We start from the raw sequence: 26383 nt of genomic DNA, 5'->3' as shown, positions 1-26383 counted from the left end.
CCGATTCGCTGTTTATCTGAGACGGATATAGTCTCCTGCTTCCGGGGTGGGATCATCCGGTCTCATTCTGTTCATTTTATATAATTTCTTCAACTGAATACCGTAAGTCTGTGAGATCGCATGCATGGAGTCTCCCGCCTTTATCCGGTGAATAACGTGTTCTTTGTCCGCTCTGGCGTGTTTCTTCTCCAGATAGACGATATCGCCCGGTTTCAGAATGTATCCTTTGTACGAATCGTTGTATCGGATGAGCTTTCTCCGCGAGATTTCGAATTCTTTCGAGATCGATTTCCAACTGTCTCCTTCCCGGGCAACGATGTAAAGCAAGTCGTTGGACAGATAAGGCTGGTGCGGGTTTGGGAATCTGATCATCCGGTTCCTGTCGGCCTTACTGTCATACCGATAGAGCTCGTACAACTCGATGATGTGGATCAGTCGAGCAGCGTAATTCGGATCAGTCGCGTAGCCTGCCCGCTTCAGCCCCTTAGCCCAGCCTTTGTAGTCTTTCGGATCCAATCGGAACAGGAAGGCGTAGCGCTGACCGGTAATCAGAAATTTTGAATGATCTTCGTACGATGCCTTTGCATGCTTATAGGCTCTGAAACACTCGTTTCTATCGTCATCGTCGTGGCGTACGGTTTTCCCGTCCCAGCTCTTCCCGCATTTAATGCCGAAGTGGTTGTTGGCATAACGGGCTAACGTGCTCTGTCCCGCTCCCGATTCTAACAATCCCTGCGCTAAGGTGATGCTGGCGGGGATATGATGCCGTTCCATTTCGTCGATGGCGATATCTTTGTATTTGTCGATATACTGTTCGTAGGCGCGGTTTCGGGTCTGTCCCTGTGCGGCCAGACAGCTCCACAGGGCGAACAGGATCGACAAAACGGAGGAACGGTTGATATTCATTTTCGGTTATTTATTCGAAGTACAGTTCTCCAAAGAATTCGGGGCGATGAAAATCAGGCTGGTTGGTCTGAATCGGATTCCAGGAAAGGAAGTGAGGCGTTTGCAGTTCGTCGCCGCACTTATAGAAGTTCGCCCTGATCAACTGTTTGTCTAACGAAACGATGCGATGCTTGAAGAAAACGGCGTATGGAACGATTAAGGCCAGTTCCCAGCGGCAACTGCCGATTTTCTCGTCGAAGGTCTTAGTGCCCAACGAGCTCCAGCGCAATACTTTCTTCATCGTTTCGACAGATGCCATCTCCCGATCGTTTCTTTCCGAACCGGCGGCCAATAGGATGGTCCCGATACAATTGCATTCCAAGTTATAATAAATATTGTCTCCGCCGGGAATGGAGAAGAATTCCACGCACGAATCGGTCCACACCTTTCCTGCATCCTCTCCGTATTTGGCGCGAGCGCTTTTTTCCGATACCCGGTAGTGGAGGTGGATGGCCTCGTCGGAATGGGCGATTCGGAATTCGACTTCAGGCCGGTAAGGGTACGCTTCCCAATTGACTGTATTGATCGGGATGAATTCAATCCCTGCCCGATCTAACGCGGAAGGAACTCCCTGCGCATCAGCGACCGTTCTGTTGAGTTTCTTGACATTCATGACTTCCTTGTTTTTTATGTTCACGGCAAAGATAGCAAAACATCGACACAACGAAAAATTAGCAGTTAATTTTATGCAAATGCGCTTTGTCCCGATTCCTTTTCAACATTATCGACGAAAAAGGAGGACCTCTATCGATTTTTTTACTACTTTAGCCCTCGATTAAAGAAACAAACCATGAAGACCTGTTTGTACGAAGTGGGAGAGCTGACTTTTGCGCTGCATCTGCCGGAAGAAGAAGCGTGGGATTCCCGATTACAGAACTATCGACCCTTTTCCGTTCGACAGGCGGATGACTTATTGTTTCAGCTGTCTGTTCTGCCTGCGAGAGAAATGCTTCCGGATACTGCCGCCGATAAGCTGATGACGACTTTCGAGGAAGAGAGTCAGCAATTTCGACTGTTTCGCACGGCCGCCGACGAGGTGAAAATAGAGATGACCTTGTCGAATCGACCGAAGGCGATTTCGTATCTGGTCATGGCCGACCGATATGCGAGCGGCAAATTGTATATTCGAGGGGGGATCGAATTCCGGGATTATGTCGTGAACAATGCAGTGATGATACTTTACGCCTTTGCCGGCGCTTTCCACCATCGACTTTTGCAACATGCTTCCGTAATCAAGCGGAAGGACAAGGGGTATTTGTTCTTAGGCAAGAGCGGCACGGGGAAGAGCACGCACAGCCGATTGTGGCTGCGGCATGTCGATCAGTGCGAACTTCTGAACGACGACAATCCCGTGATCGGTCTCAATGCGGAAGGCATTCCTACGGTCTACGGAACCCCGTGGAGTGGGAAGACTCCCTGTTATAAGAATGAAGCGGCACGGATAGGCGGGTTCGTCCAGTTGTGGCAGGCTCCGGAAAACAAGATCGCCGAGCTGTCTGTCGTGCAAGCTTACGCCGCCTTGCTGCCGACGGTTTCGAGCATGAAATGGGACCGGCGGATGGCGGATGCGATGAACGAGACCTTGAATGCCCTTATCGCGAAGGTACCGGTTTTCAGCCTGAATTGCCTGCCCGATGAAGCGGCTGCCGAATTGAGTTTTCATGCTTTAACGGGAGAATGAGATGGAAGCGGAGAAGCATACGAAGGTGACGATGCCCAATGCCGTTTTGCTCGGAGAAGTGAAACAGTTTCTTCGCGAAGGAAGAAGGGTGATCCTGCAAGTGAAAGGGAACAGCATGTTGCCTTTCATCCGAGGAGGTCGGGACAGCGTGGAGCTGACGGCGGAATCTTCGTACGGAATAGGCGATATCGTACTGGCGGAGATCGACAAAGGGCATTACGTCCTCCATCGCATCGTGGCGATCGGCGGGCACGAAGCCGCCGACAAGGTAGTACTGATGGGTGACGGAAATCTCCGCGGTACGGAAGAATGTATGCGAAGCGAGCTCGTCGGAATGGTCAGACTGATTCTCAAAAACGGCAGAGAGATCGATCCGAACACAAGAAAAGAAAGGCGAAAAGCCGAGATATGGCGGCGATTGTTGCCCGTCCGTCGTTGGCTGTTGGCCATATATAAAAGAATAAGGTAGATATGAGAATTAAAAACGGATTTGTATTGAGGAAGATCGGTGACAAAGAGGTGGTCATCGGCGAAGGGATCGAGCAGATTAATTTCAATAAGCTCATCGCGTTGAACGAGACGGCGGCTTTCTTATGGAAAGAATTGGCGGAAAAAGATTTTACGGAAAAAGAGGCGGCCGACTTGTTGATAGAAGAATATGATGTGACCGAAGACGTAGCTGCAAAGGATGTCGGCGCACTCATTGCACGCTGGAAGACAATAGGTCTGATTGATGATTAAACACGTCGCGCAATGGTTGTGGAGGGCGACGAAAGGCATCCGTTGCCGCTTGCTTTTCAACGGCGTGCTCGGCATGGTCAGAGTGGCGGCGGGATTGCTGTTCATCTATGTCAGTAAGCAGCTGATCGATATGGCTACCGGGCATATCGCACATGCGTCCGCGGCGTTTACGCTTTATTTGGCGTTATTGGTCGTCTTTATGGTCGCGCAGATCGGCGCAGTGCTCTGTAACAGCTGGTTTACCAACCAGACGGAGGTCAGGATGAAGAACCGCCTTCGTCACAACCTGTTCACTCATTTGATGAATGTGACGTGGATGGGGAAAGGATGCTTGCACAGCGGAGACATACTGAACCGCTTGGAGGAAGATGTCCGGGTGGTGACCGAAGTCGTATGCCGTTCATTGCCTGATTTGACGGTGACGCTGATCAATCTCTCGGCCGCTTTCCTCTTTTTGTACCGACTGAGTCCCCCCTTGGCGTGGTGCATCTTGTTTATCATGCCCGTCTTCTTGGGATTGAGCAAGATCTACATCCGGCGGATGCGTCGGCTTACCAAGGATATCCGTTCTACCGACAGCGATGTGCAAAGCGTTTTGCAAGAGAGCATCCAACATCGGATCGTGATTCAAACGATGGAACAGCACGATCAGATGGCGGGGAAGTTGGACATGCTGCAACAAGCGCTTTACGATCAGACGATGGACCGGACGCGCTTCTCTCTGTTTTCCCGTTCGATGGTCTCCTTCGGATTTGTCGCCGGTTATCTCTTTGTCTTTATCTGGAGCCTCTTCCAATTGCAGCAGGGACTGATTACCTTCGGCGTCATGAGCGCTTTTCTCCAGTTGGTCGGTCAGATCCAACGCCCTACCATCGAACTGACTCGGCTGTTGCCTCAGTTTGTTCATGCTACGACTTCGATCGACCGATTGCATGAACTGGAAGCCCTGCCCGGAGAAGAAACGGCCGACCGGCATCGGTTGGACGGAAAGGTGGGGATCCTGATGCAAGAGGTGACCTTCGGCTATGAGGAGGGAAAAGAAGTGCTGCATCGGTTTACGCACGATTTCAAGCCCGGCAGCCGAACCGCCGTGATGGGAGAAACGGGAGCGGGTAAGAGCACGACGATCCGTCTGATCTTATCCCTGTTGAAACCGAAATCGGGAACCATCGAGCTTTATAATGCTTCGGAACGAATTGTTGCGGACGCCCGCAGTCGCTGCAATACGGTATACGTTCCGCAAGGCAATTCCCTCTTGAGCGGAACCATCCGCGATAATCTGTTATTGGGCGATCCGGATGCCGGCGATCCGGCACTCTATGAAGTGCTTCATCATACTGCTGCCGATTTTGTAAAGGATTTGCCCGAAGGGTTGAATACCGTTTGCGGAGAGCAGGGCGGCGGACTGAGCGAAGGGCAGGCGCAGCGGATCGCCATTGCTCGAGGATTGCTTCGAAAAGGGAATATCTTGCTGTTGGACGAGTTCAGCGCTTCGCTGGATGAGGAGACCGAAGAGATCCTGATGGAGCGCCTCTTGGCGAACTACCCCGACAAGACCATGATATTCATTACGCATCACGAAACGGTTGCCGGTTATTGCTCGGATGTCGTCCACTTGAAAAAACTGTGATTATCTCCCGTCGATCGGCTCGACAACACCTAAAACGGATTTTATCTCCCGCTGAGCGGCTCGACAGCACCTAAAACCGATTTTATCTCCCGCTGAGCGGCTCGACAGCACCTAAAACGGATTTTATCTCCCGCTGAGCGGCTCGACAACACCTAAAATGGATTTTATCTCCCGCTGAGCGGCTCGACAGCACCTAAAATGGATTTTATCTCCCGCTGAGTGGCTCGATAGCACCTAAAACGGATTTTATCTCCCACTGAGTGGCGCGCCGGCATCATTCGTCTTTTATCATGGCTCGATATTCTTTCGTTCGGCTAAGAATATCTTTCACAAAGCGGTAGGTATCCTCACCGCGAAAATAGCCGTTCTTGCAAACGGGATCGTTATAATATTCTTCCTTGCTTTTCAAGAGGATGTAGTTTTCTACGTTATGATCCCATACGTATTTGTTCTTACCGTATTTCTCCGCCAGCGCCATCGCATCGGCGATATGTCCGACGCCGGCGTTGTAAGCCGCCAGGACGAATTTGATCCGCTCCGCGCTGTCGGCGATCTGCTTGAAGAAATCCGTCGTAATCTTTAGGTACTTGACAGCCCCTTTGATACTTTCTTCCGCGTAGTATTCCTTTCCGCGGGGGATGCCCATCGAGCGGGCTGTCGCCGGCATCAGTTGCATCAGACCTTTGGCCCCCGCCCATGAGACGGCGGTGGTATCGAAGTTCGATTCCGTATAGGCCAACGAGGCCAGCATCCGCCAGTCCCACCCGATTTGTCCGGCGTATTTCCTGAACAGCTGATCGAAGTGGGAGATGATGCCTTTCTCTAAGGAGAGCAGCGGGGAGTGGGGGATTTGTTTGCTGACTTCGAAATAGCGTTTGGCGCTGGCTTTATAAGCTGACGAAGCCACGTTCAGTTCGTGCCATCGGGTGGCGTAGGCCGCCAACAGAGGAGAGGTTTTGCGCACTGCCCACGATGACTTCTGGTCGAAACTGATGGCCAGGTCGATGTGAAGGTTTGAAAAATAGGTTTGATTCAGCTTTGCGAGCGTGTTGTCGCAAATCGTATAATCGATCTTCCTGCGGGCTACCTGTTCGATCAGATCTTCCGTCGACAGGCTGTCGCTGTTTACCGGACGGATGAGGATGCCTCCGCCCAATTCTTCGTTTAAGTTGTTCAGCCGGTCGAGGTATTTTCCGGGTTCTACGTAGACTTCCTTACCTACTAACTGGGTCACGTCGCTCAACGGTTTCTCCCGGCCGTACCCGTCCCGTTGAACGAGGACCTGATGCGTGATGTGTTCGTCGCCGCAGAAAAGGACGCTGTCCTTGTACGTTTTCGTAATGGCCAAATTATAAGCGATGATGTCACCTTCACCGCGTTGAAGCATCTGCACCAATTCCTCCTGGTTGCGGCCGACTTTGATTTCCAGTTCTATATTCAGAGATTTCGCCAATTGTGCCATCAATTCGTATTCGAATCCCATCGGCTGGCCGCGGTAAAGGAAATACGACGTAGAGCCGTACAGGGTTAAGGCGACGATCTTGCCGCTATCCTGAATTTGCAGCAAATCCACGTGCCGTTCCTCTCGAGGGCCGATACGACAGCAGCAGAATACGCCGGCAAGAATGATCAGTATGCCGACTCTTCTCATTTGCCTAAGGGCTTTTCGATTTCATTTTTTGTAGAAAGACTGTGCATGACGTTCTTTACCACCGTCGTCTTTCCGGAATCCGTCCCGCCGCCTGTAATGCCGATTATTATCATTCTGTTCGTGAGTTATTGAAACAAATTAATTACTTTTGCCTCGGGCAATTCGGCATAAAAGTAAAACATTTAATTAAAATATCAAACGATGGTCAAGCACATTGTATTATTTAAGTTGAAAACATCCCTGTCAGTCGAAGAGAAATTGGAATATATGCGGGCCTTTAAGTCGGCTATCGAAGCTTTGCCGGCTACCATTCCGTTTATCAGAAACATTTTCGTCGGTTTTAATATCAATGAAGCCGAGCATTGGGATTTGTGTTTGGAGAGCGAGTTCGATACGCTGGACGAAGCGAAGGCATATACCCTTCATCCGGAGCATGTAAAAGCGGCCGCTATCTTAAAAGAGGTGAAGGTTGACCGGGCCTGTACAGATTATGTGTATTAAACTGCCCGATTGAAAGAAAAAATGAAATTTTCCTTTCATTTTTTTTGTTATCTCGATAGAAAGCAATATTTTTGCTCCATAAAATCGAAAAAGAATGAATAGAATTTTGTTATATCATCAGAGACCGACGGCGTAATTCCGGTGGGCTGCGATGCTATGATACGATGCAGAATGAAAGGCTTGCCAGACGGTGAGCCTTTTTGTTTTTGAATAATATAAATGAAATGAGATGTTAAGAATTGCAGTACAATCGAAGGGACGTCTTTACGATGACACAATGGCATTGTTTGAAGAAGCCGATATAAAGATTCCTTTCTCAAAACGTACGCTTTTGGTACGAAGTTCCAATTTCCCTCTCGAAGCGTTGTTCCTTCGCGACGACGATATACCGCAATCGGTGGCCGGAGGCGTAGCGGATTTGGGTATCGTCGGGGAAAATGAATTTGCCGAGCGGCAAGAAGACGCTTTGATCATCAAACGGCTCGGATTCAGTAAGTGTCGCCTTTCCCTGGCCATACCCAAAGATATCGATTATCAAGGGCTTCGGTGGTTTGAAGGGAAGAAAATAGCCACTTCCTATCCTCGTATCTTAAAACGTTTTATGAACGAACGCGGCATTAAGGCCGATATTCACGTAATTAACGGGTCGGTCGAAATCGCTCCGGGAATTCATTTGGCCGATGCTATCTTCGATATTATCGGCTCCGGTTCTACCCTGATAAGCAATAGCTTGAAAGAAGTGGAAACAGTGATGAAAAGCGAAGCATTGCTCATCGGCCATAAAAAACTGAACGAAGAGAAAAAGAAAATACTCGACGAATTGCTCTTCCGCGTGGAAGCTGTAAAGGCGGCGGAAGACAAGAAGTATGTATTGATGAATGCCCCTGACGAGAAGTTGAAGGAAATAGTCGACGTGTTACCGGGCATGAAGAGCCCTACCGTGATGCCTTTGGCTCAGACGGGGTGGAGTTCGATCCATACTGTATTGCATGAAGAGTGCTTCTGGGAGATTATCGGAAAACTGAAATCGTTGGGTGCCGAAGGCATATTGGTGATCCCCATAGAAAAGATGATCGTTTAAGAAAGAGGCCATGGAAATTATAAAATACCCTGCAAAAGCGTTGTGGAACGAATTGATCCGTCGTCCGTCCCTCAGTACGGAGGCCTTGTACGGGATGGTAAAGGAAGTATTGAATCGAATTAAGACGGAGGGCGACAAAGCCGTCATAGCCTGCGAAGCCGAGTTCGATCAAGTAGCATTATCCTCTTTATCGGTCTCGGATACCGAAATGGCGGAGGCGGAAAAGCTGGTTCCCGAAGTGTTGAAAGCCGCCATGACACTGGCTGCCGCGAACATCAGAAAATTTCACGAGTCGGAACGGTTTGTAGGCCGTAAAGTGGAGACGCAACCGGGAGTGATGTGCTGGCAGAAAGCGGTCCCCGTTGAACGAGTGGGGTTGTACGTTCCCGGCGGGACGGCTCCTCTATTCTCTACCGTGCTGATGTTGGCCATCCCTGCACAGATCGCGGGTTGCCAAGAGGTGGTACTTTGCACTCCACCCGACAGGGAAGGAAAGATCAATCCCGCCATTCTCTACGCGGCCAAGATGTGCGGCGTAAAGCGGGTCTTCAAAGTCGGTGGCGTCCAGGCCATCGGAGCGATGGCCTACGGCACGGAAAGCGTTCCGAAAGTATATAAGATTTTCGGGCCGGGCAATCCATACGTGCAGGCAGCGAAACAGTTGGTTTCACTCCACGAGGTGGCTATCGATATGCCGGCTGGCCCCTCGGAAGTGGAAGTGTTGGCAGACGAGACATCGGATCCGTCGTGGGTGGCTGCCGACTTGTTATCACAGGCGGAGCACGGAATGGACAGTCAGGTGATAGTGGTTTCTATTTCGGAAGAATTGTTGCATCGAACGGAAAGAGAAGTGGAACGGCAATTGGCCTGCTTGCCGCGAAGGGATATCGCAGCAAAAGCTTTGGAAAATAGCAAACTCATCTTGGTGCGCGACTATGCCGAAGCCATGGAACTGTCGAACGAGTATGCTCCCGAACACCTGATCATAGCGACGAAGAATTACGCGGAGTTAGCTGAAAAGGTGGTCAATGCCGGTTCCGTCTTCTTAGGTCCGTTAACGACCGAAAGTGCCGGCGATTACGCATCCGGCACGAATCACACCTTGCCTACAAGGGGATATGCAAAAGCTTATAACGGCGTGAATATGGATAGCTTTGTTCGTAAAATCACTTTTCAGGAAATAACTGAAGAAGGTTTGAAAAGGATCGGGCCGGCTATTGCCGTCATGGCTGCGAGCGAGCGACTTGACGCGCACAGGAATGCAGTGGAAATAAGATTAAAACCTATGGAAAAATGAAATCGTTAAAAGAACTTATCCGGCCGAATATATGGAATTTAACGCCATATTCGTCCGCCCGGAATGAATATGGCGGTCGTACCGCTCGGGTTTTTCTCGATGCTAACGAGAATCCGTTCAACCATCCTTACAATCGATATCCTGATCCGTTGCAAGAGGAGCTGAAGAAGGCTATTTCGGAGTTGAAGGGAGTATCTGTCGGGCAAATTTTCCTCGGCAACGGTAGTGACGAGGCGATCGATTTGTCCTATCGATGCTTCGCACGTCCGGGAATCGATAATGTAGTGGCCATCGAACCCACTTACGGTATGTATCGCGTATGTGCCGATATCCACGATGTGGAATATCGTCCGGTGCTATTGGATGATCGTTTTCAACTCTCTGCCGATAAATTGCTCGCCTCCTGCGATGCAAACACAAAGCTCGTCTGGATATGCAGCCCGAATAATCCTTCGGGGAATAATATGGAAAGGGAAGCGATTGTCCGCGTGTTGCGACAGTTCGAAGGCATCGTCGTCGTAGACGAGGCATATTCCGATTTCTCAACGCAGCGGCCTTTCCGTTTGGATATCGATAGCTATCCGAACCTGATCGTGCTCAATACTTTCAGTAAAGCTTGGGGGTGTGCGGCTATCCGGTTGGGCATGGCGTTTGCCCGGGAAGAGATCATCGAGGTGTTCAACAAGGTGAAGTATCCCTATAATGTGAATCTGTTGACGCAGCGGGCGGCGTTGAGGGCGCTTCGGCGCAAAGAGTCGATCGAACGGTGGGTGCAGACGCTAACCGACGAGCGGAGCAGGGTCATGGAAGCGTTGGTAAAACTTCCGTGTTGCATACAAGCGTATCCGACGGACGCGAACTTCTTCTTGGCAAGAATGACTGATGCAAAAGCTATTTATGATTATCTGGTGGAAAGGGGTATTATCGTCCGCAATCGGAACAAGATAGCGCTTTGCCAAGACTGTTTGCGTGTGACGATAGGTACGCGCCTCGAAAATGACGAATTATTGGAAGCATTGAAAAATTACGGATTGTAGCAGGGAGGGTATGGAAGATGAAAAAGAAAGTATTGTTTATCGATCGGGACGGAACATTGATCATTGAACCTCCTGCCGACTGCCAGGTCGACTCTTTTACAAAATTGGAATTTTATCCGAAGGTGTTCCGGAATTTGAGCTTCATCGCTCAAGAACTGGATTTCGAATGGGTGATGGTGACGAATCAGGACGGTTTGGGCACTCCTTCGTTTCCCGAAGAACGGTTTTGGCCTGTCCATCGTCTGCTCATGAAGACGCTGGCGGGAGAGGGAATCTTTTTCGACGATGTCCTGATCGACCGAAGTCTCCCCGAAGAGGAGGCTCCCACGCGCAAACCCCGTGTAGGCATGTTGAACAAATACCTGAACGGCGACTATGATTTGGCGAACAGTTTCGTCATTGGAGATCGTCTTACCGATGTGGAGCTGGCCAAAAACCTCGGATGCAAAGCCATCCTGTTGCAGGATGATATGGACAGTCTCGAGGAAAAGCAGGATTTGAAAGAGATTTGCGTGCTGGCTTCTGCTGATTGGGACGAAGTGGCCGAATTTCTTTTCGCGGGCGAACGGACGGCGGAGGTACGTCGGGTGACGAAAGAAACCGATGTTTACATCCGGATGAACCTCGATGGGAGAGGGACCTGCGAGATCGAAACCGGTTTGGGATTCTTCAATCACATGCTGGAACAGATAGGGAAGCATGGCGGAATGGATCTTACAATTCGGGTCAAAGGCGATCTGAACGTTGACGAACACCATACGATCGAGGATACGGGCATCGCTTTAGGCGAATGTCTTTACCGGGCATTGGGGGATAAATGCGGCATAGCGCGCTACGGATTCTGTCTGCCGATGGACGATTGTCTTTGTCAGGTCGCTTTGGACTTCGGCGGACGTCCTTGGTTGGTATGGGACGCCGAATTTCGTCGCGAGAAGATCGGAGAGATGCCTACGGAAATGTTTTCGCATTTCTTTAAATCTTTAAGCGATGCGGCGAGGATGAATCTGCATGTCAAGGCGGAGGGGGAGAACGAACACCATAAGATAGAGGGTATATTCAAAGCCTTCGCACGCTCCGTAAAGATGGCCGTGCAAAGAGATATCCGCCATTACGAAGTACCTTCGAGCAAAGGAACGTTATAGGGAGGTTCGGCCATTACGAAGGCCTTGCTGGTACGCATAGCAGTATAGCCGGATACTTCATCAACCACCTTTCCGTCACGCTTTACAGTCACTTTTATATCATAAAGGAACGGACTTTCGGGAGACCAGAGTTTTGCATTTTCGGGCATATCTAAACTGACCTCTTCGCCATTGATGCTTTTTCCGGAAGCAACCATGCTTTTGCCATCGTATACGTCAACCTGAACCAAATCGGAAGGAGTAGCACCTGCTACGCAAGGCTTAACGCTCAACCGATGGGTATCAATATCCGGAGTAGTATGCAGTGCAACAACATGGATCTTATTAACCGGCTCCAACCATACTGTCTGCCAGATTACCTGTTACAGAGGTATACTAAATTCCTTGAGGATTATTTGTCTGCTTACCGATAGGCTGCGTACTGTCGTCTGTCGGGTCCCACGCGGACCGTCAGAACATTATTCTGAGGCTGCAAAGCTGCTGTAATATTGAATGAGAAAGGAGTATAGCCACCGGTGTGACTGCCTACTTTAATATTATTCACCCAAACTTCCGCCTTCCAGTCTACTGCTCAGAAGTTCAAAAGAATCTGTTTATTACTCCACAAATTAACGAAAATAAATGCAATCCGCCGAGTGTTTTACGTTGTAAAAGTAGAAATTCTTCTCCGAATATCAAAAAATATTTTATCTTTGTCTTATCTTATCAATCGGAATAATATGAAAAAACTGTTTATCCTTTCGTTGGTCAGTCTGTTATATATCTCTCTGTCAGCACAAAATTACAGTATTGTCAAAGATATCTCTTATCGCACCGATGGAAATGAATATGCTTTGAGCCGTTGCAAACTTGATATTTACTATCCTGAAAGCACAAAAGACTTTCCTACTGTCATATGGTTTCACGGGGGCGGACTGACTTCGGGCGAGAAGTTCATCCCTGAAGAATTCAAGAATCAAAAAATAGCTGTTATTGCTGTCAACTACCGTTTGTTAGGTGATAAAGCTACTATTGACGACTGTGTGGATGATGCAGCAGCTGCTGTAGCCTGGACTTTTAAAAACATAGTTAAATATGGTGGAAGCACTAAGAAGATTGCGCTGTCCGGTCACTCTGCCGGAGGCTATCTCGTCGATCTCATCGGACTGGACAAGCATTGGCTGAAGAAATACGACATTGATGCCGACTCGGTTGCCGTACTTGCTCCATTCAGCGGACAGGTCATCACTCATTTCAATATCCGCGCGCAGAAAGGGATGAAACCTACCCAACCGCTTATTGATGAGTATGCTCCACTCTCGTTCGTCAGATCCGATTGTCCTCCTATCCTTATTGTCTCAGGTGACCGAAACTTAGAACTTTATGGACGTTATGAAGAGACAGCCTATTTCTGGCGTCTGTTTCAATTAGTCGGGCATAAAGCTGCTTACCTGTACGAACTTGACGGATTCGATCATGGTGTTATGTATGCTCCGGCTTGTCACATTCTCATCGAATATATCAAGAAGAATATTTGATAATTTCTCAATAAACGTTGCAGCTTTTCATCTGTACTCTGCATTTTGAGGTAATATACAATACAAAAATCCGTTGGCAGAAAGAAGTTATACTTAATTCTCCTAACGGATTTATTATGAATTATTTCTGTTTGTGCCGTATGATAATCCCTATTTTACATGTTTTATATGGTTGAAAGATATAACGCCAACACCTCCTCAGCAGTCAAAGCCCGATTGTATATACGAACATCATCAATCTTCCCTCTATAATATTCAAGACGATTCCCAGAACCTATCCATAAGCCCAATCTTGAAGACACATTATTGACTATTCCCGTTATATCATAATTTCCAATCAGAACACCATCAACGTATAAAATCCCTTTCTTATTCTCTACATCACGTACGAAAGTCAACATGTGCCATTTTCCATCACTATATTGGTTCGTAGAAATATAGCTATAACTATTACTTCGTCCTTCCCATATTTCTATACGCCCATTATTGAACCGGAGAAGCCAGCCTTGACTACTCCAGCAATCATCCGTTCTTAAAACATTGCCAAGTCCAGAAGATTGTATGCTATTTATCCAAACATTACAAGAAAAAGAATTTTCACCAAACGCTGTAATAGCCCCATCATTAATACGAATATGTGAACTTCCATCAAAGCTATAAGCTCTGTTACTATTCCCTTTTTTATCTTCGGTTAATACCGCTCCATTAACGGTTCCATGATATTTATTTTCAACACTATTATTAGCATCCCCATCAAATTTCCAATGTGCTATCAAGTCGCTTGCCGGCGGCAAGGAGATATGTTTTAAGTTTGTACCGTCCCACCACAGTTTCAGCCGGTAGTGCTTGCCTTTCCCAAATTCTTTGTAAGGCAGATTGAGCATACCCGTGCCGCCGTCATGGTTGAGCATAAGGGAGAAACTTTTCGTGTTGTCCGGCGTTTCCGTGGGGATAAACCAGCGGTAGAAACTCTCTTTTCCGCCGGTGGCAATGGTTTTACCGTTCACGGGAGAGAACATCAGGGATGGCTGTTCCCGAGTATCGGTATATGTGCCCGTTGCCAGGTCGTATTCCGCATTTTTTCCTTCCCCTGAGGAACCGTATGCCCAGTTGTAACCGTACTTGTCGCCGATGATGGAGATGCTGTTTACCGTGATGCCGGTGGCGGATCCGTTCGTGATTTCCACCTTCATGATGGAACCGAGATGCTCAAAGGTTACTCCCGGCAGTGACGCTGCGTCGGTAATATCCTTTAATGCGAAGCGCATGGCAGAACGAGGAGCCACGTAATCGAGCGTCACTTCTTCATCCTCGTTGGCATTGAGCAGTACGACGCTGTTGTTGTCGGATTTGAACGCCGCTCCGTAGATGCCGTAGAGGTCGAAAGGAGCGGTGATGCCTTCGGGCAGGGAGAAATCGAAGTCGGCTTTTTTACCATCCTCGCGGATATTGGTGACGGCGATGTCGCTCAATGTCCTTACCGTTTCTCCGCTTACGAAGCAGAGACTGATTTTATCGCCTTCTTTCCATTTTACGGATATATTGCCCTCGTCGGTTTCGGTAAGGGCGAGGCGGGTTTCGGGTCTGCCTGCCGGCATCGAGGCCGTGAGGGTGAATACATTATCTCGTTGCCCATCAAGCTTCGAAACTTCGGAGGTGCAGGATGACAACAACAATGCGAAACATATAAAAATAGAAAAGTTGAATATTTTCATAATTGTATGATTTTTAAATGGAGTTCTCTATACGGCATTCACATATTTGCCGGTCGCCCAAGGGACGACCGCAATATTCACATCTGCGAGTATAAGGCTTAAAGTCTTTCTCTTTCGAAGATAAACATTTAGAGCAAAGCCTGTGATAAACCTCGGTGCGAGAAAACAGTTCTGCCCCGCAACGGCCACATTTCCGAAAATCCTGTTCCATTACAATGTTTTTATTGTTTAGATGTGATTGGTCGGGATTATTTGCTCGCCTCCTCGGCATATCCTTTTTTAAATTCCTTCCCATAGCCTATATCTTTGGCTTGTTGGTACTTGTCCTTGAATTCTTCCTTGGTGATTTTACCTTCTTTCAAATCTTTGGCGGCTTTTTTGCCGGCTTCTTTCGGATCGTGTCCGAAATGTTCTGCTGCTCTTCCCATTTTTTTGTTTTTAATGATTTGTAAAATGATTTATCTCGATTTATTTGGTGGAATAATACAATCCCAACACCTCTTCGGTGCTTAAGGCGCGGTTGTAGATACGCAGGTCGTCGATGGCACCTTTAAAATAATTATTTTCATTATCATCTTCATATTTTCCAATTCTGCCCCTACTTGGTGAGTATGCAATATCTCCGGCTTGTTTATTCGATTCTGCCGACAGTTTCCCATCCACATACAACTTCATTATCGTTCCATCATAGGTTCCGGTAAAAAAATACCATTGATTGATTGCACAGGAGTTTTGTGTGGGAAGGTAAGTAATGCCCATTCCTCCTCCGGCAATTCCAAAAATAAATTTTCTTTTGCTCGGATACTCATGAAGAGCCAATGTCACTCCATACTCAAAATCAAAAGTATCTTGGATAAACGAGAATATTCCGGCCCATGCGGTAAACTTTTCCACTTTCACCCATGCAGATATTGAAATGGCTTTTTGGGGCAAACCCAGAGACGAAGCCTCCACATTGCTCGTTCCTTCGGTCAAATGAATGGCTGCGTCCGTGCCGTTAAAGAGGTAGGCGCTGTTAGGATTACCCTTGTGGTCTTCGGTTGGCATTATCCCGCCCACAAGGGTGCCGTGATGTTCATTCCCGGATATGTCTTCCGCGTTGCCGTCCATCGGCCAGTGCGCCACTAAGTCGCTTGCCGGGGGCAAGAGGAAACGTTTCCACTCCGTGCCCTCCCACCACAGCTTCAGCCGGTAATAGTTGCCTGCTGCGAAGGCCTTGGCGGGGAGTGCCTGTGGCATGGCTGTCCCGTTCAGGGTGGCGGTGATGGTCTTGCTTGCGTCGGGAGCAGCGGTAGGAACTATCCAGCCATACACCTTCGCCGTCGCGCCGGGGGCAATGGACAAGCCGTCCGGCGGCAAAGGGAAGTCAAGGGCGGAACCCGCCTTGGCGTCGGTAAACGTGCCGGTGACAATGTCATAGGCGGCTTGTCCGGAAGCGTTGTACAGCCAGTCGTAGCCCTCGTTCCCGGCAAGGGAGAAGCCGGTGAGCGTGTAACCGGCATCCGAGGAGTTGGTCAGTTGGATACTTAGCAACGAGCCCAAGTGCGTGAGACTTACCGATACGGGTACGCGAGGCATGAGGTTTTCCACCGCAAAGTGCATCACGCATACCGGCTCTGTGTCCGGCAACCCGCTCCCTGCGGGAGCCGCGGGGAAAGTCACCGTCTTGCTGTCTGTTGCAAGCGTCGCACCGTAAATGCCGTAAAGATTGAAAGGATAGTGGATACCTTCGGGCAGGGAGAAATCGAAGTCGGCTTTTTTGCCATCCTCGCGGATATTGGTAACGGCGATGTCGCTCAACGTCCTTACCGTTTCTCCGCTCACGAAGCAGAGACTGATTTTATCGCCTTCTTTCCATTTCACGGATATACTGCCCTCGTCGGTCTCGGTAAGGGCGAGGCGGGTTTCGGGTCTGCCTGTCGGCATCGAGGCCGTGAGGGTGATGGTTTGTCCGGTAGCTGTTTCCTGTTGTCCGGTTACGTTGCTATCGGTGCAACCGACCGCCAACAACAAGGCCGCCAATCCGATATAAGCTATATAAAATGGTCTGTTGCTCATATTCCGATATTTTTTATTTACTTTCCTTTTAGCATCTAATGACTTTGGTTTTTAATACATCTAATTAGATATGCGTTTCCGCGCTTTGACCAGCAACACCCTGCATCGTCAGGAGTTACATAAGCCGTGGACGTTTTCATGTAAACTACCCAAATATCGTAACTCGTATTATTAGCCTCTGAAGTCCAGTAGTATCCCACATTTTTATACGATGCATCTATTGTTCCGTTATCAAAGTAACGATTTCCCGCCGTGGGGAAGTAACGTACCACCGCATGTGTCCAATCAAAAGAGGAATTGGCTATTTGGTCGATGGTTGTAGAGGCATCCGTTTGGATGGCGGAAATTTTCATGCTTTTGGTTGCTTCTTGCCATTCGTATTTAAAGGCCGTGGCCCGGCAGGTGCCTTTGAATTTCAGGCCGACCATAGAATTTTCTGTAATCGTCTTATAATCGGCTACATAGGTTTCACCCACACCGTCGCCATCCAAATCGATTTCTTCGGTTCTATTCAGATAGTTATTACTGAATTTAAAACCATATCCGCCGGAACTGAAAGGGAGGATGATTGTCCACTCCATACGGGAAGGTATGTGCCAACCTTCCGGAGAAGGGTCGCCCGGATATGACGTATTGGTACCCTTATATGTGTCTGGTGCGGTTGCTGCTTTTGCCATTATCGTTCGCCATGTATCGGTGGCTTGATTCCCCACATGCCAGTATGCATTGCCCGAGATGAAATCGGCACTCCATATCCTACTGTCGTCCCAGGAAGAAACTTGTCCTCCCACCGTGTTTACCGTTCCTTCGGCTTCAAATGGAATATTCCGTCCCCATTGATACATTTTGCCTTTGGTCGTTTGTTCATCTCCCGTTGCAAGTGTATTTAAAACATCCAAGTTATGTGTGGCAAAACGTGCTAACGGATTTTCAAATCTCTTCCAACTCACACCGTCCCACCACAGCTTCAGCCGGTAATAGTTGCCTGCAGCGAAGGCCTTGGCGGGGAGCGCCTGCGGCATGGCCGTTTCGTTCAGGGTGGCGGTGATGGTTTTGCTTGCGTCGGGGGCAGCGGTAGGAACTATCCAGCCATACACCTTCGCCGTCGCGCCGGGGGCAATGGACAAGCCGTCCGGCGGCAAAGGGAAGTTAAGGGTTGCACCTGCCTTGGGGTCGGTAAACGTGCCGGTGACAATGTCATAGGCGGCTTGTCCGGAAGCGTTGTAGAGCCAGTCGTAGCCCTCGTTCCCGGCAAGGGAGAGGCCGGAGAGCGTGTAACCGGCATCCGAGGAGTTGGTCAGTTGGATACTTAGCAACGAGCCCAAGTGCGTGAGACTTACCGATACGGGTACGCGAGGCATAAGGTCTTCCACTGCAAAGCGCATCACGCATACCGGTTCGGTGTCCGGCAACCCGCTCCCTGCGGAAGCAGTGGGGAAAGTCACCGTCTTGCTGTCTGTTGCAAGCGTCGCACCGTAAATGCCGTAAAGATTGAAAGGATAGTGGATACCTTCGGGCAGGGAGAAATCGAAGTCGGCTTTTTTACCATCCTCGCGGATATTGGTGACGGGGATGTCGCTCAATGTTTTTACCGTTTCTCCGCTTACGAAGCAGAGACTGATTTTATCGCCCTCTTTCCATTTCACGGACATATTGCCCTCGTCGGTTTCGGTAAGGGCAAGGCGGGTTTCGGGTCTGCCTGTCGGCATCGAGGCCGTGAGGGTCAGCGTCCGCTCAGACGTTTTTCCGGACAAGTCTTGTTCCGTCACTTCATTATTGGCGCACCCTGTCAACAGAATCAAGGATGCTATTCCGATGTATGTCAGTATGTTCTTCATAAATCTAAACTTTTTTATCATTAATAAATAAAGATACTACCAATCCTCACCCGGCATATCAGAGGGTGCCCATCCCTCACCCGTTTTACTGCCGGCAAGGATAGTATCTTCCAACATCATGTCAATAACTTGCACTCGGGGCGCAATGTAAATCACTTCTTTTTTTTCTTCTTCTTCCATTTCTTTCATACTTTAATTGTTTTATAGTATTTCTTCTATTTCTTTTTCTCTTTTTCCATACGAGTTCGCACGAATTTACAACCAAAACGCTCGAACATCTTTCTCAAATCGTAAAAAAGATTTCTCAAATCGTAAAAAAAGCCTATTTTTGTACAAAAATTAATTTTAATATGCTTTTGTATCACATATTCTCTATAATGCCTATACTGGTATGTTTATTTTGGATCACCATATTATTACACACCGGCAAGACAAATTTGCCCAAACGATATCTTGCTTTTTTCCTTATATTGTCCTCACTTAATTATTTGGTACATGCTGCATTTTTCAACCATGCATACCGTTTATTTGCATTCATGGATAATATATGGGTATTTACATCGTTAGCCGGTTACCCTCTATACTATTATTATATACGTTTACTAACCCACGATTTAAAAATCAATTGGCGCTGGAGCTGGATACTGTTGCCATCTATAGCATTATCTGCCTTCTCATTCTTTATTTACTTTTCAACGTCGCCCGATAATATGCAGGCTTACATTCATAGTGTCATGTACCATGAAGAAGGATATACAGAGCCCCTGCCTTTATTAATGACTTTAGAAACATTCAAAGACGGAGCTTTCAAAGTCATTTTCCCAATACAAGTAATTTTATCCGTTTATTTCGGTTACAAACTCATCAACCAATATAACAAAACATTAAAAGACTTTTATTCCAATACCGGAGGAAAAGACCTCAGTCACATCAAATGGTTGCTCTTTGCATTCATTTTCGCATCAATTATCTCTGTCATTTCCAGTCAAATAGGCAAAGACTTTTTTATAAATAAAGGGACCTTATTAGCTATCCCTTCTGTCACGCATTCATTATTTCTGTTTTTTATCGGATACGTGGGTTTTCATCAAAAGTTTACCATTACAGATTTTGCCAACGACTTAAACAGTACCAACAAAACAGATGAATGCGAAGATGAAAACTCTATCCTTTCCCAAACAATATCCAAGATACAATTGAATCAATTATTAGAAGAGAAAGAATTATTTAAGAACCCTGAACTACGTATTTCTGATATTGCTTTAATGTTGGGAACAAATCGCACCTATATCTCTCGCATAATAAACGAAACAATGCAAATTAACTTTTGTGATTGGGTAAACAGCTACAGAATCACTCATGCAAAGAAGTTAATGAAATCACCCTATTCGAATGATCTCACTTTATCTGAAATTTCAGAAAAGTCCGGATTCAAAAGCGTTAGCACCTTTTATCGCTTGTTTAAAGAGAAAGAAGGTATTCCACCCGGAGAATATCGAAAGAAGTAATATACATCTCCGTTTAAATCTTTTTATACTACTTTACGAAAAAATCTATCATTTAGGTCTAAATAATTGGCTATGAACAGCCTTATGAGTTATGAAATGCAGTAGGTAATGATTTGGCGACCTATCTTCTGCAATGACACACAACGCTTTGCATAACTCGAATAACCTATTGCAAGGGTAATATTATCTACGAAGAAAGACGAAACTTTCTCCAAAAATGGTAGATAAGGTTGAATATAAACATACTTAAGCATGCATATAATATTTTGTAAAAAGGTTATTTTACCCCTTTTACTAAAGTAACTCTATCTCTTGATCTGTGAACCAACCTTTGCTTATGGTTTGATTTTTAACTCCATTAGAATCACGATGGAACATGCCTCAAATGTAAACCGAAATTAAATCTATGTAAACGTTTCGTTTTACAGCGGTAAATTCCTGTCGTCAATGTAACTATTTGATATACATGTTATTAACACTCTTTTAGTCTCATCTTCTTTGATACGTTTCGTATTGTGCCCCATACAGGTGGGTAAGGATGATAAAAGGGCTGAATACTACGCTTCATGAAGTATTCAGCCCTTATTGAAAAGGAGTTGGCGCTTATTCTGCTGCTACCTGGGCGGCTTCCATTTCGGCCTTCCTTTTTTTCTTTTCCTCTTCTTCGCGAAGGAGGTCTTCGACTGCCGCCTGCGCCGCCGCCAACCGGGCGATGGGCACGCGGAACGGCGAACAACTGACGTAGTTCAGATGCACGCGATGGCAGAATTTCACGGACGAAGGCTCGCCACCGTGTTCGCCGCAGATGCCGCAAATCAGTTCAGGACGAACATGACGCCCTTTCTCCACAGCCATTTGAATAAGCTGTCCCACGCCTTCCTGATCCAATACTTGGAAGGGATCGACGTTCAAAATCTTCTTTTCCAAATAAGTGGGCAAGAAGCTGGCAATGTCGTCACGGCTGTATCCGAAAGTCATTTGGGTCAAGTCGTTCGTACCGAAACTGAAGTATTCAGCATGTTTGGCGATCTTGTCTGCAGTGAGAGCTGCGCGAGGGATTTCGATCATCGTACCGATCTTGAATCTCACTACGATGCCCTCTTCCTTAAACATCTGCGTTGCCGTTTCCCGAATCACTTTCTCCTGCAAATCGAACTCGTTGACGATACCGATCAACGGAACCATGATTTCCGGGCGCGGGTCGTAGCCTTCCTTGCGGAGCTTGATCGCTGCGCCGAGGATGGCGCGGGTTTGCATGGCTGTAATCTCCGGATACGTATTTCCCAGGCGGCAACCGCGATGTCCTAACATCGGGTTGGATTCGCTCAAGCTGGCGACACGTTGTTGAATTTCCTGTACGGTAACCCCCATATTTTTCGCCATTGCTTCCTGGCCGGCCAGATCGTGCGGGACGAATTCGTGCAAAGGCGGATCGAGCAGGCGGATATTAACCGGACAATTGTCCATCGTCTTCAAGATCTCGTAGAAATCGATCATCTGATAAGGCAGTATTTTCTCCAAGGCTCTCTCGCGGCCTTCTTTCGTTTCCGAGAGGATCATCTCCCGCATGGCGCGGATCTTCTTCTCCTCGAAGAACATGTGCTCCGTACGGCAAAGTCCGATACCCTCAGCCCCGAAACTGCGTGCGACGGCGGCATCGCGAGGGGTATCCGCATTGGTGCGGACATGCAATTTCGTATATTTATCGCATAGGTACATCAACTCCGCAAAATCTCCCGTAACTTCTGCTGCCTTCGTGTCGACGCGTCCCTGATAAACCTCGCCGGTACTGCCGTTCAACGACAGATAATCGCCTTCGTGCAACACTTCGCCGTTTACTTCCAATGTTTTCTTCTTATAGTCAACCACCATGGATCCGGCACCGGTAATACAACATTTTCCCATGCCGCGCGCTACCACGGCGGCATGGCTCGTCATACCTCCCCGGCAAGTGACGATGCCTTCGGAAAGCGCCATGCCTGCCAAGTCTTCGGGAGAGGTTTCGATACGGACTAAAACGACGCGTTTACCGAGGGCATGCACTTTTGCGGCATCGTCAGCGAAGAATACGATGTGTCCGCATGCAGCTCCCGGAGAAGCCGGCAAGCCGTGAGTCAGCACCTTGGCGCGACGCAGGGCAATCTTGTCGAATACCGGATGCAGCAACTCGTCCAACTTGTTCGGTTCGCAGCGCATGACCGCCGTTTTTTCATCGATCATATCTTCGTGCAGGAGGTCCATGGCGATCTTCACCATGGCAAATCCCGTACGCTTGCCGTTGCGGGTCTGCAAGAACCAGAGCTTTCCTTCCTGTACGGTAAACTCCATATCCTGCATATCTTTATAATGTTTTTCCAACTTATCCTGAATCTCGAACAACTGTTTATAGATTTCGGGCATGGTTTCTTCCATCGAAGGATATTTAGAAGCGCGTTCCTCTTCCGTAATGCCTTGCAACTTAGCCCATCGCCGGGATCCTTCCAGCGTGATTTGCTGGGGGGTGCGAATACCGGCTACTACGTCTTCTCCCTGTGCATTCACTAAATATTCGCCGTTAAAGATGTTTTCGCCTGTAGCCGCATCCCGGCTGAAGCAAACGCCCGTGGCGGAGGTAGCACCCATATTACCGAACACCATCGCCATGATGCTGACGGCGGTTCCCCATTCCGAAGGTATCCCCTCCATCTTGCGGTAAAGGATCGCCCGCTCGTTCATCCAGCTGTCGAATACGGCGCATATAGCTCCCCAGAGCTGTTCGATGGGATCAGTCGGGAATTCTTTTCCCGTACGTTTCTTAATGGCTTTCTTGAAGAGGGTGACCAGTTTTTTCAGCTCATCCACGTTCATTTCGTTGTCGAGCTTGATATCTCGTTCTTTCTTTACTTCTTCTATGATGGCTTCAAAAGGGTCGATTTCTGTCTTGTCGGCCGGTTTCATTCCTAAAACGACATCGCCGTACATCTGTACGAAACGGCGGTAACTGTCATAAGCAAAACGCTCATTACCCGTTTTATTGGCAAGGCCGACCACCACTTCATCGTTCATGCCAAGATTCAGAATCGTATCCATCATGCCGGGCATCGAAGCGCGAGCTCCGGAACGGACGGAAAGAAGCAACGGATTCTTCGGATCGCCGAACTGATTGTTCATCAACTTTTCAATATGTTTGACCGCTTTCTCCACATCTTCTTTCAATACGGCGACGACAGCTTCTTTCCCTTCTTGAAAATATTCGTTACATACTTCCGTAGTAATTGTAAAACCGGGAGGAACCGGAACTCCGATTAAATTCATCTCTGCACAGTTGGCTCCCTTGCCTCCAAGCAGATTTCTCATATCCGCATTGCCTTCGGCCTGCCCGTTACCGAAGGTGTAGACTCTTTTTTTAGTCATAAGATTTACAATTTAAATTTTTAATGAGAATTTTATTCCACAAAATTAGACATTATCAGTCAACCTGCAAACAAATCGCCTATAAAATTGCAATATCTACATGACAGCTTTTAGATACTTTTATTTTATAAATCAGGAGTGGGAGATTTTGATTATTTTTGTCGCAAAATCAACGGATATTCTCAGTGTGAGCAGAAAGAAAAAAGAATTTCCTGTCTTCGAGAAAGTAACTATCGCAGAGGTAGCGGCAGAGGGAAAAGCATTGACGAAGGTAAACGACTTTGTCGTGTTCGTTCCTTATGCGGTGCCCGGCGATATCGTCGATCTGAGGGTGACTCGGATGAAACACCATTATGCGGAAGCTGAAGCGATCAAATTTCATGCCTATTCCCCCAACCGAGTAAAACCGTTTTGTACCCATTTCGGCATTTGCGGAGGGTGCAAATGGCAATGCTTGGATTACCGCGAACAAATCAAATACAAACAACGGCAAGTAGTGGATAATCTTACCCGAATAGGGAAGATCGAGCTGCCGGAGATTTCTCCGATCATCGGATCGGAAAAGATCATCGCTTATCGAAACAAATTGGAATTTACTTTTTCCCACAAGCGTTGGCTGACTCGGGAAGAGATTGCGCAAGACGTGAAATACGAGCAGATGAATGCCGTCGGTTTCCATATTCCTGAGGCGTTCGATAAAGTGTTGGCCATCGATAAATGCTGGTTGCAAGACGATATCAACAACCAGATTCGGAATGCGATACGCGATTTTGCATACGAACACGCTTATACTTTCTTCAACCTGAAAACGCAGGAAGGCTTGTTGCGTAACCTGATGATCCGCACTTCCGCTACGGGAGGACTGATGGCGCTCATTCAATTCAAAATCACAAACGCTGCGGAAGAAGCGCAAAAGAACGACTTGCTGAAGTACGTCGCCGAGAAATTTCCTCAAATAACTTCGTTGCTGTACGTGAATAATGACAAGCACAACGACACGCTCGAAGGATTGGAGGTGAAAGTCTTCAGGGGAGAGGATCATATCTTCGAGGAAATGGAAGGATTGCGTTTTAAGGTGGGGCCGAAGTCGTTTTACCAAACCAATAGCGAACAGGCGTATCGATTATATAAGGTGGTACGTAACCTCGCCGGCTTGACGGGAGGCGAACTCGTTTACGATCTTTATACGGGGACGGGGACGATCGCCCATTTCATTTCCCGTCAGGCAAAGAAGGTAATAGGTATTGAGTACGTTCCGGAGGCCATCGAAGATGCGAAGGTCAATGCTGCGATCAATGGCATCGGGAATACCTTGTTTTTGGCAGGGGACATGAAAGATATCCTCACGCAAGATTTCATTGACGGGTACGGACATCCCGACGTGATCATCACCGATCCGCCCCGCGCCGGCATGCATCCCGATGTGATCGGTACGATGTTGTTTGCGAGGCCTGAGCGTATCGTCTACGTGAGTTGCAATCCTGCTACGCAGGCCCGCGATCTTTCGCTGTTGGATGCGAATTACAAGGTGACGGCCGTCCAGCCGGTGGATATGTTTCCCCATACCCAGCATGTCGAGAATGTAGTTTTACTTGAAAAAAGAAATCATGATTGAATCGAAAGGAAGACCCGTAGCACGGGCTGTCGCTCAATATACGGTGTTCCGTGTGGACGAACCGGACGAGCTGATGGCTTTTCTGATGAAGAAAATGGATGGCATCAGCCGTACCAAGGTGAAGCATCTTTTATCGAGCCGGGCGATACAGGTGGATAATGTCATTACCACTCAACACGACTTTCCGTTGAAGCAGGGAATGAAAGTTCAGATGAGCCGTTCGAAGAATAATAAGGGATTCCGTCATCCACTGTTGAAACTGGTTTACGAGGATGTTTACCTGATAGTGGTCGAGAAGAAGGAAGGGCTTCTCTCGGTGGGTACGGAAAACCAAAAAGAACGGACGGTGCAGCATATTCTGAATGAATACGTGAAGCGCGAACGTCCTAAAAACCGTATTTATGTGGTTCATCGCCTCGACCGCGAGACCAGCGGACTGATGATGTATGCAAAGGATGAAAAGACGCAACATTCACTTCGCGATAATTGGCAGGAAGTGGTGACCGACCGCCGGTATGTGGCTGTGGTGGAAGGGCGGATGGAAGAGAAGGAGGGGACGGTAAAGTCATGGCTGACCGATCATAAATCGCATGTCAGCTCGAGCGATTACGACGACGGAGGGAAATATTCCATAACGCACTATCAGACGATCAAATGCCATAACGACTATTCGTTGATCGAATTGTACTTGGAGACGGGACGGAAGAATCAGATTCGCGTCCATGCCTTGCGATTGGGACATCCGGTGTCAGGCGATTTCCGCTACGGCGCTCAGACCGATCCTTTACGCAGACTTGCCTTGCATGCGTTCAAGCTTTGTTTTCGCCATCCGGTGACGGGGGAGTTTATGGAATTCGAAACTCCTTATCCGAAAGCATTTAAAGATCTCACGGCAGATAAATAACCGCGTACGAAAAGCTTCGGAAGTATCGCTTCCGAAGCTTTTCGTACATCCTCAGGGATTCGAACCCTGGACCCACTGATTAAGAGTCAGTTGCTCTGCCAACTGAGCTAAGGATGCTTCTTTCGTTTG

Annotated in this window: 22 protein-coding genes, 1 tRNA gene and 1 pseudogene; 13 read left to right on the top strand and 11 right to left on the bottom strand. The window is 47.9% G+C overall.

The features are described from left to right. Positions 1-12 precede the first annotated feature (12 nt). Together BN102_RS04810 and BN102_RS04805 are read right to left on the bottom strand one after the other, a co-directional pair. On the bottom strand, positions 13-906 hold the full coding sequence (locus tag BN102_RS04810) for a glycoside hydrolase family 73 protein (protein WP_019207958.1): 894 nt from the start codon (positions 904-906) through the stop codon (positions 13-15). A 10-nt stretch (positions 907-916) separates the two neighbouring features. Then, complete coding sequence (locus BN102_RS04805; protein ID WP_019207957.1) at positions 917-1558, bottom strand: carbohydrate-binding family 9-like protein; 642 nt, start codon at positions 1556-1558, stop codon at positions 917-919. Between the two features lie 177 nt (positions 1559-1735). Here BN102_RS04805 and BN102_RS04800 point away from each other — a divergent pair, with 177 nt between their 5' ends. The 4 genes from BN102_RS04800 to BN102_RS04785 are packed head-to-tail and all read left to right on the top strand — an operon-like array spanning position 1736 to position 4997. After that, positions 1736-2626, top strand: a complete 891-nt coding sequence (locus BN102_RS04800; RefSeq protein ID WP_019207956.1) for a hypothetical protein — start codon at positions 1736-1738, stop codon at positions 2624-2626. Position 2627: 1 nt separating this feature from the next. Further along, positions 2628-3095, top strand: a complete 468-nt coding sequence (locus BN102_RS04795) for a S24/S26 family peptidase (protein WP_019207955.1) — start codon at positions 2628-2630, stop codon at positions 3093-3095. Positions 3096-3097: 2 nt separating this feature from the next. Continuing rightward, positions 3098-3367 (top strand): PqqD family protein, encoded by a 270-nt coding sequence (locus tag BN102_RS04790; protein WP_019207954.1) that lies wholly within the window; start codon positions 3098-3100, stop codon positions 3365-3367. Next, entirely contained in the window at positions 3360-4997 is a 1638-nt protein-coding gene (locus BN102_RS04785; RefSeq protein WP_019207953.1) for an ABC transporter ATP-binding protein, read from the top strand. Before BN102_RS04790 ends, BN102_RS04785 begins: the two co-directional genes overlap by 8 nt. Before the next feature lie 274 nt (positions 4998-5271). Here the strand turns inward: BN102_RS04785 and BN102_RS04780 are convergent, their stop codons facing one another. Next, positions 5272-6648, bottom strand: a complete 1377-nt coding sequence (locus BN102_RS04780; RefSeq protein WP_019207952.1) for an MltF family protein — start codon at positions 6646-6648, stop codon at positions 5272-5274. A 201-nt stretch (positions 6649-6849) separates the two neighbouring features. Between BN102_RS04780 and BN102_RS04775 the strand changes: the two genes are divergently transcribed. The 5 genes from BN102_RS04775 to hisB all read left to right on the top strand — a co-directional run bounded on the left by BN102_RS04775 (position 6850) and on the right by hisB (position 11706). Further along, the gene (locus BN102_RS04775; protein ID WP_019207950.1) at positions 6850-7149 is read left to right on the top strand and encodes a Dabb family protein; all 300 of its coding nucleotides are present in this window, start codon (positions 6850-6852) and stop codon (positions 7147-7149) included. 229 nt (positions 7150-7378) lie between these two features. After that, a complete protein-coding gene (hisG, locus tag BN102_RS04770) occupies positions 7379-8230 on the top strand; it encodes an ATP phosphoribosyltransferase (RefSeq protein WP_021311511.1) in 852 nt (283 codons plus the stop codon). 10 nt (positions 8231-8240) lie between these two features. Then, positions 8241-9527 (top strand): histidinol dehydrogenase, encoded by a 1287-nt coding sequence (gene hisD, locus BN102_RS04765; RefSeq protein ID WP_019207948.1) that lies wholly within the window; start codon positions 8241-8243, stop codon positions 9525-9527. Continuing rightward, entirely contained in the window at positions 9524-10564 is a 1041-nt protein-coding gene (gene hisC / locus BN102_RS04760; protein ID WP_019207947.1) for a histidinol-phosphate transaminase, read from the top strand. Before hisD ends, hisC begins: the two co-directional genes overlap by 4 nt. A gap of 17 nt (positions 10565-10581) precedes the next feature. Next, entirely contained in the window at positions 10582-11706 is a 1125-nt protein-coding gene (gene hisB / locus BN102_RS04755; protein WP_019207946.1) for a bifunctional histidinol-phosphatase/imidazoleglycerol-phosphate dehydratase HisB, read from the top strand. Between the two features lie 32 nt (positions 11707-11738). Here hisB and BN102_RS10865 read toward each other — a convergent pair. Beyond that, a pseudogene (locus BN102_RS10865) lies at positions 11739-12310 on the bottom strand (glycosyl hydrolase 2 galactose-binding domain-containing protein); the annotation flags it as partial. Positions 12311-12425: 115 nt separating this feature from the next. Between BN102_RS10865 and BN102_RS04745 the strand changes: the two are divergent. After that, a complete protein-coding gene (locus BN102_RS04745; protein WP_019207944.1) occupies positions 12426-13223 on the top strand; it encodes an alpha/beta hydrolase in 798 nt (265 codons plus the stop codon). 164 nt (positions 13224-13387) lie between these two features. On the opposite strand, the gene BN102_RS04740 is transcribed toward BN102_RS04745, so the two are convergent. The 5 genes from BN102_RS04740 to BN102_RS10860 form a co-directional block, all read right to left on the bottom strand. Then, the gene (locus tag BN102_RS04740) at positions 13388-14938 is read right to left on the bottom strand and encodes a LamG-like jellyroll fold domain-containing protein (RefSeq protein WP_083867198.1); all 1551 of its coding nucleotides are present in this window, start codon (positions 14936-14938) and stop codon (positions 13388-13390) included. Between the two features lie 248 nt (positions 14939-15186). Continuing rightward, the gene (locus BN102_RS04735; RefSeq protein WP_019207942.1) at positions 15187-15366 is read right to left on the bottom strand and encodes a hypothetical protein; all 180 of its coding nucleotides are present in this window, start codon (positions 15364-15366) and stop codon (positions 15187-15189) included. A gap of 40 nt (positions 15367-15406) precedes the next feature. After that, positions 15407-16996, bottom strand: coding sequence for a LamG-like jellyroll fold domain-containing protein (locus tag BN102_RS04730; protein ID WP_019207941.1), 1590 nt, complete (start codon positions 16994-16996; stop codon positions 15407-15409). Positions 16997-17031: 35 nt separating this feature from the next. Beyond that, positions 17032-18834, bottom strand: coding sequence for a hypothetical protein (locus BN102_RS04725; RefSeq protein WP_019207940.1), 1803 nt, complete (start codon positions 18832-18834; stop codon positions 17032-17034). A 36-nt stretch (positions 18835-18870) separates the two neighbouring features. Then, positions 18871-19023: a hypothetical protein gene (locus BN102_RS10860; RefSeq protein ID WP_019207939.1), complete on the bottom strand. Its 153-nt coding sequence runs from the start codon at positions 19021-19023 to the stop codon at positions 18871-18873. A 347-nt stretch (positions 19024-19370) separates the two neighbouring features. Between BN102_RS10860 and BN102_RS10525 the strand changes: the two genes are divergently transcribed. Further along, the gene (locus BN102_RS10525; protein WP_198006548.1) at positions 19371-20342 is read left to right on the top strand and encodes a helix-turn-helix domain-containing protein; all 972 of its coding nucleotides are present in this window, start codon (positions 19371-19373) and stop codon (positions 20340-20342) included. A 603-nt stretch (positions 20343-20945) separates the two neighbouring features. Here the strand turns inward: BN102_RS10525 and ppdK are convergent. Further along, positions 20946-23735 (bottom strand): pyruvate, phosphate dikinase, encoded by a 2790-nt coding sequence (gene ppdK, locus BN102_RS04715; protein ID WP_019207937.1) that lies wholly within the window; start codon positions 23733-23735, stop codon positions 20946-20948. 187 nt (positions 23736-23922) lie between these two features. Between ppdK and rlmD the strand changes: the two genes are divergently transcribed. Together rlmD and BN102_RS04705 are read left to right on the top strand one after the other, a co-directional pair. Further along, complete coding sequence (gene rlmD, locus BN102_RS04710) at positions 23923-25350, top strand: 23S rRNA (uracil(1939)-C(5))-methyltransferase RlmD (RefSeq protein ID WP_019207936.1); 1428 nt, start codon at positions 23923-23925, stop codon at positions 25348-25350. After that, positions 25343-26254, top strand: coding sequence for an RluA family pseudouridine synthase (locus BN102_RS04705; protein ID WP_019207935.1), 912 nt, complete (start codon positions 25343-25345; stop codon positions 26252-26254). The genes rlmD and BN102_RS04705 overlap by 8 nt, the downstream gene beginning before the upstream one ends. A gap of 44 nt (positions 26255-26298) precedes the next feature. On the opposite strand, the gene BN102_RS04700 is transcribed toward BN102_RS04705, so the two are convergent. Beyond that, positions 26299-26371, bottom strand: a tRNA-Lys gene (locus tag BN102_RS04700). Positions 26372-26383 lie beyond the last annotated feature (12 nt).

The organism is Phocaeicola abscessus CCUG 55929, from assembly GCF_000312445.1.
Lineage (GTDB): Bacteria > Bacteroidota > Bacteroidia > Bacteroidales > Bacteroidaceae > Phocaeicola > Phocaeicola abscessus.
This window is presented reverse-complemented; position numbering and strand designations above follow the sequence as displayed.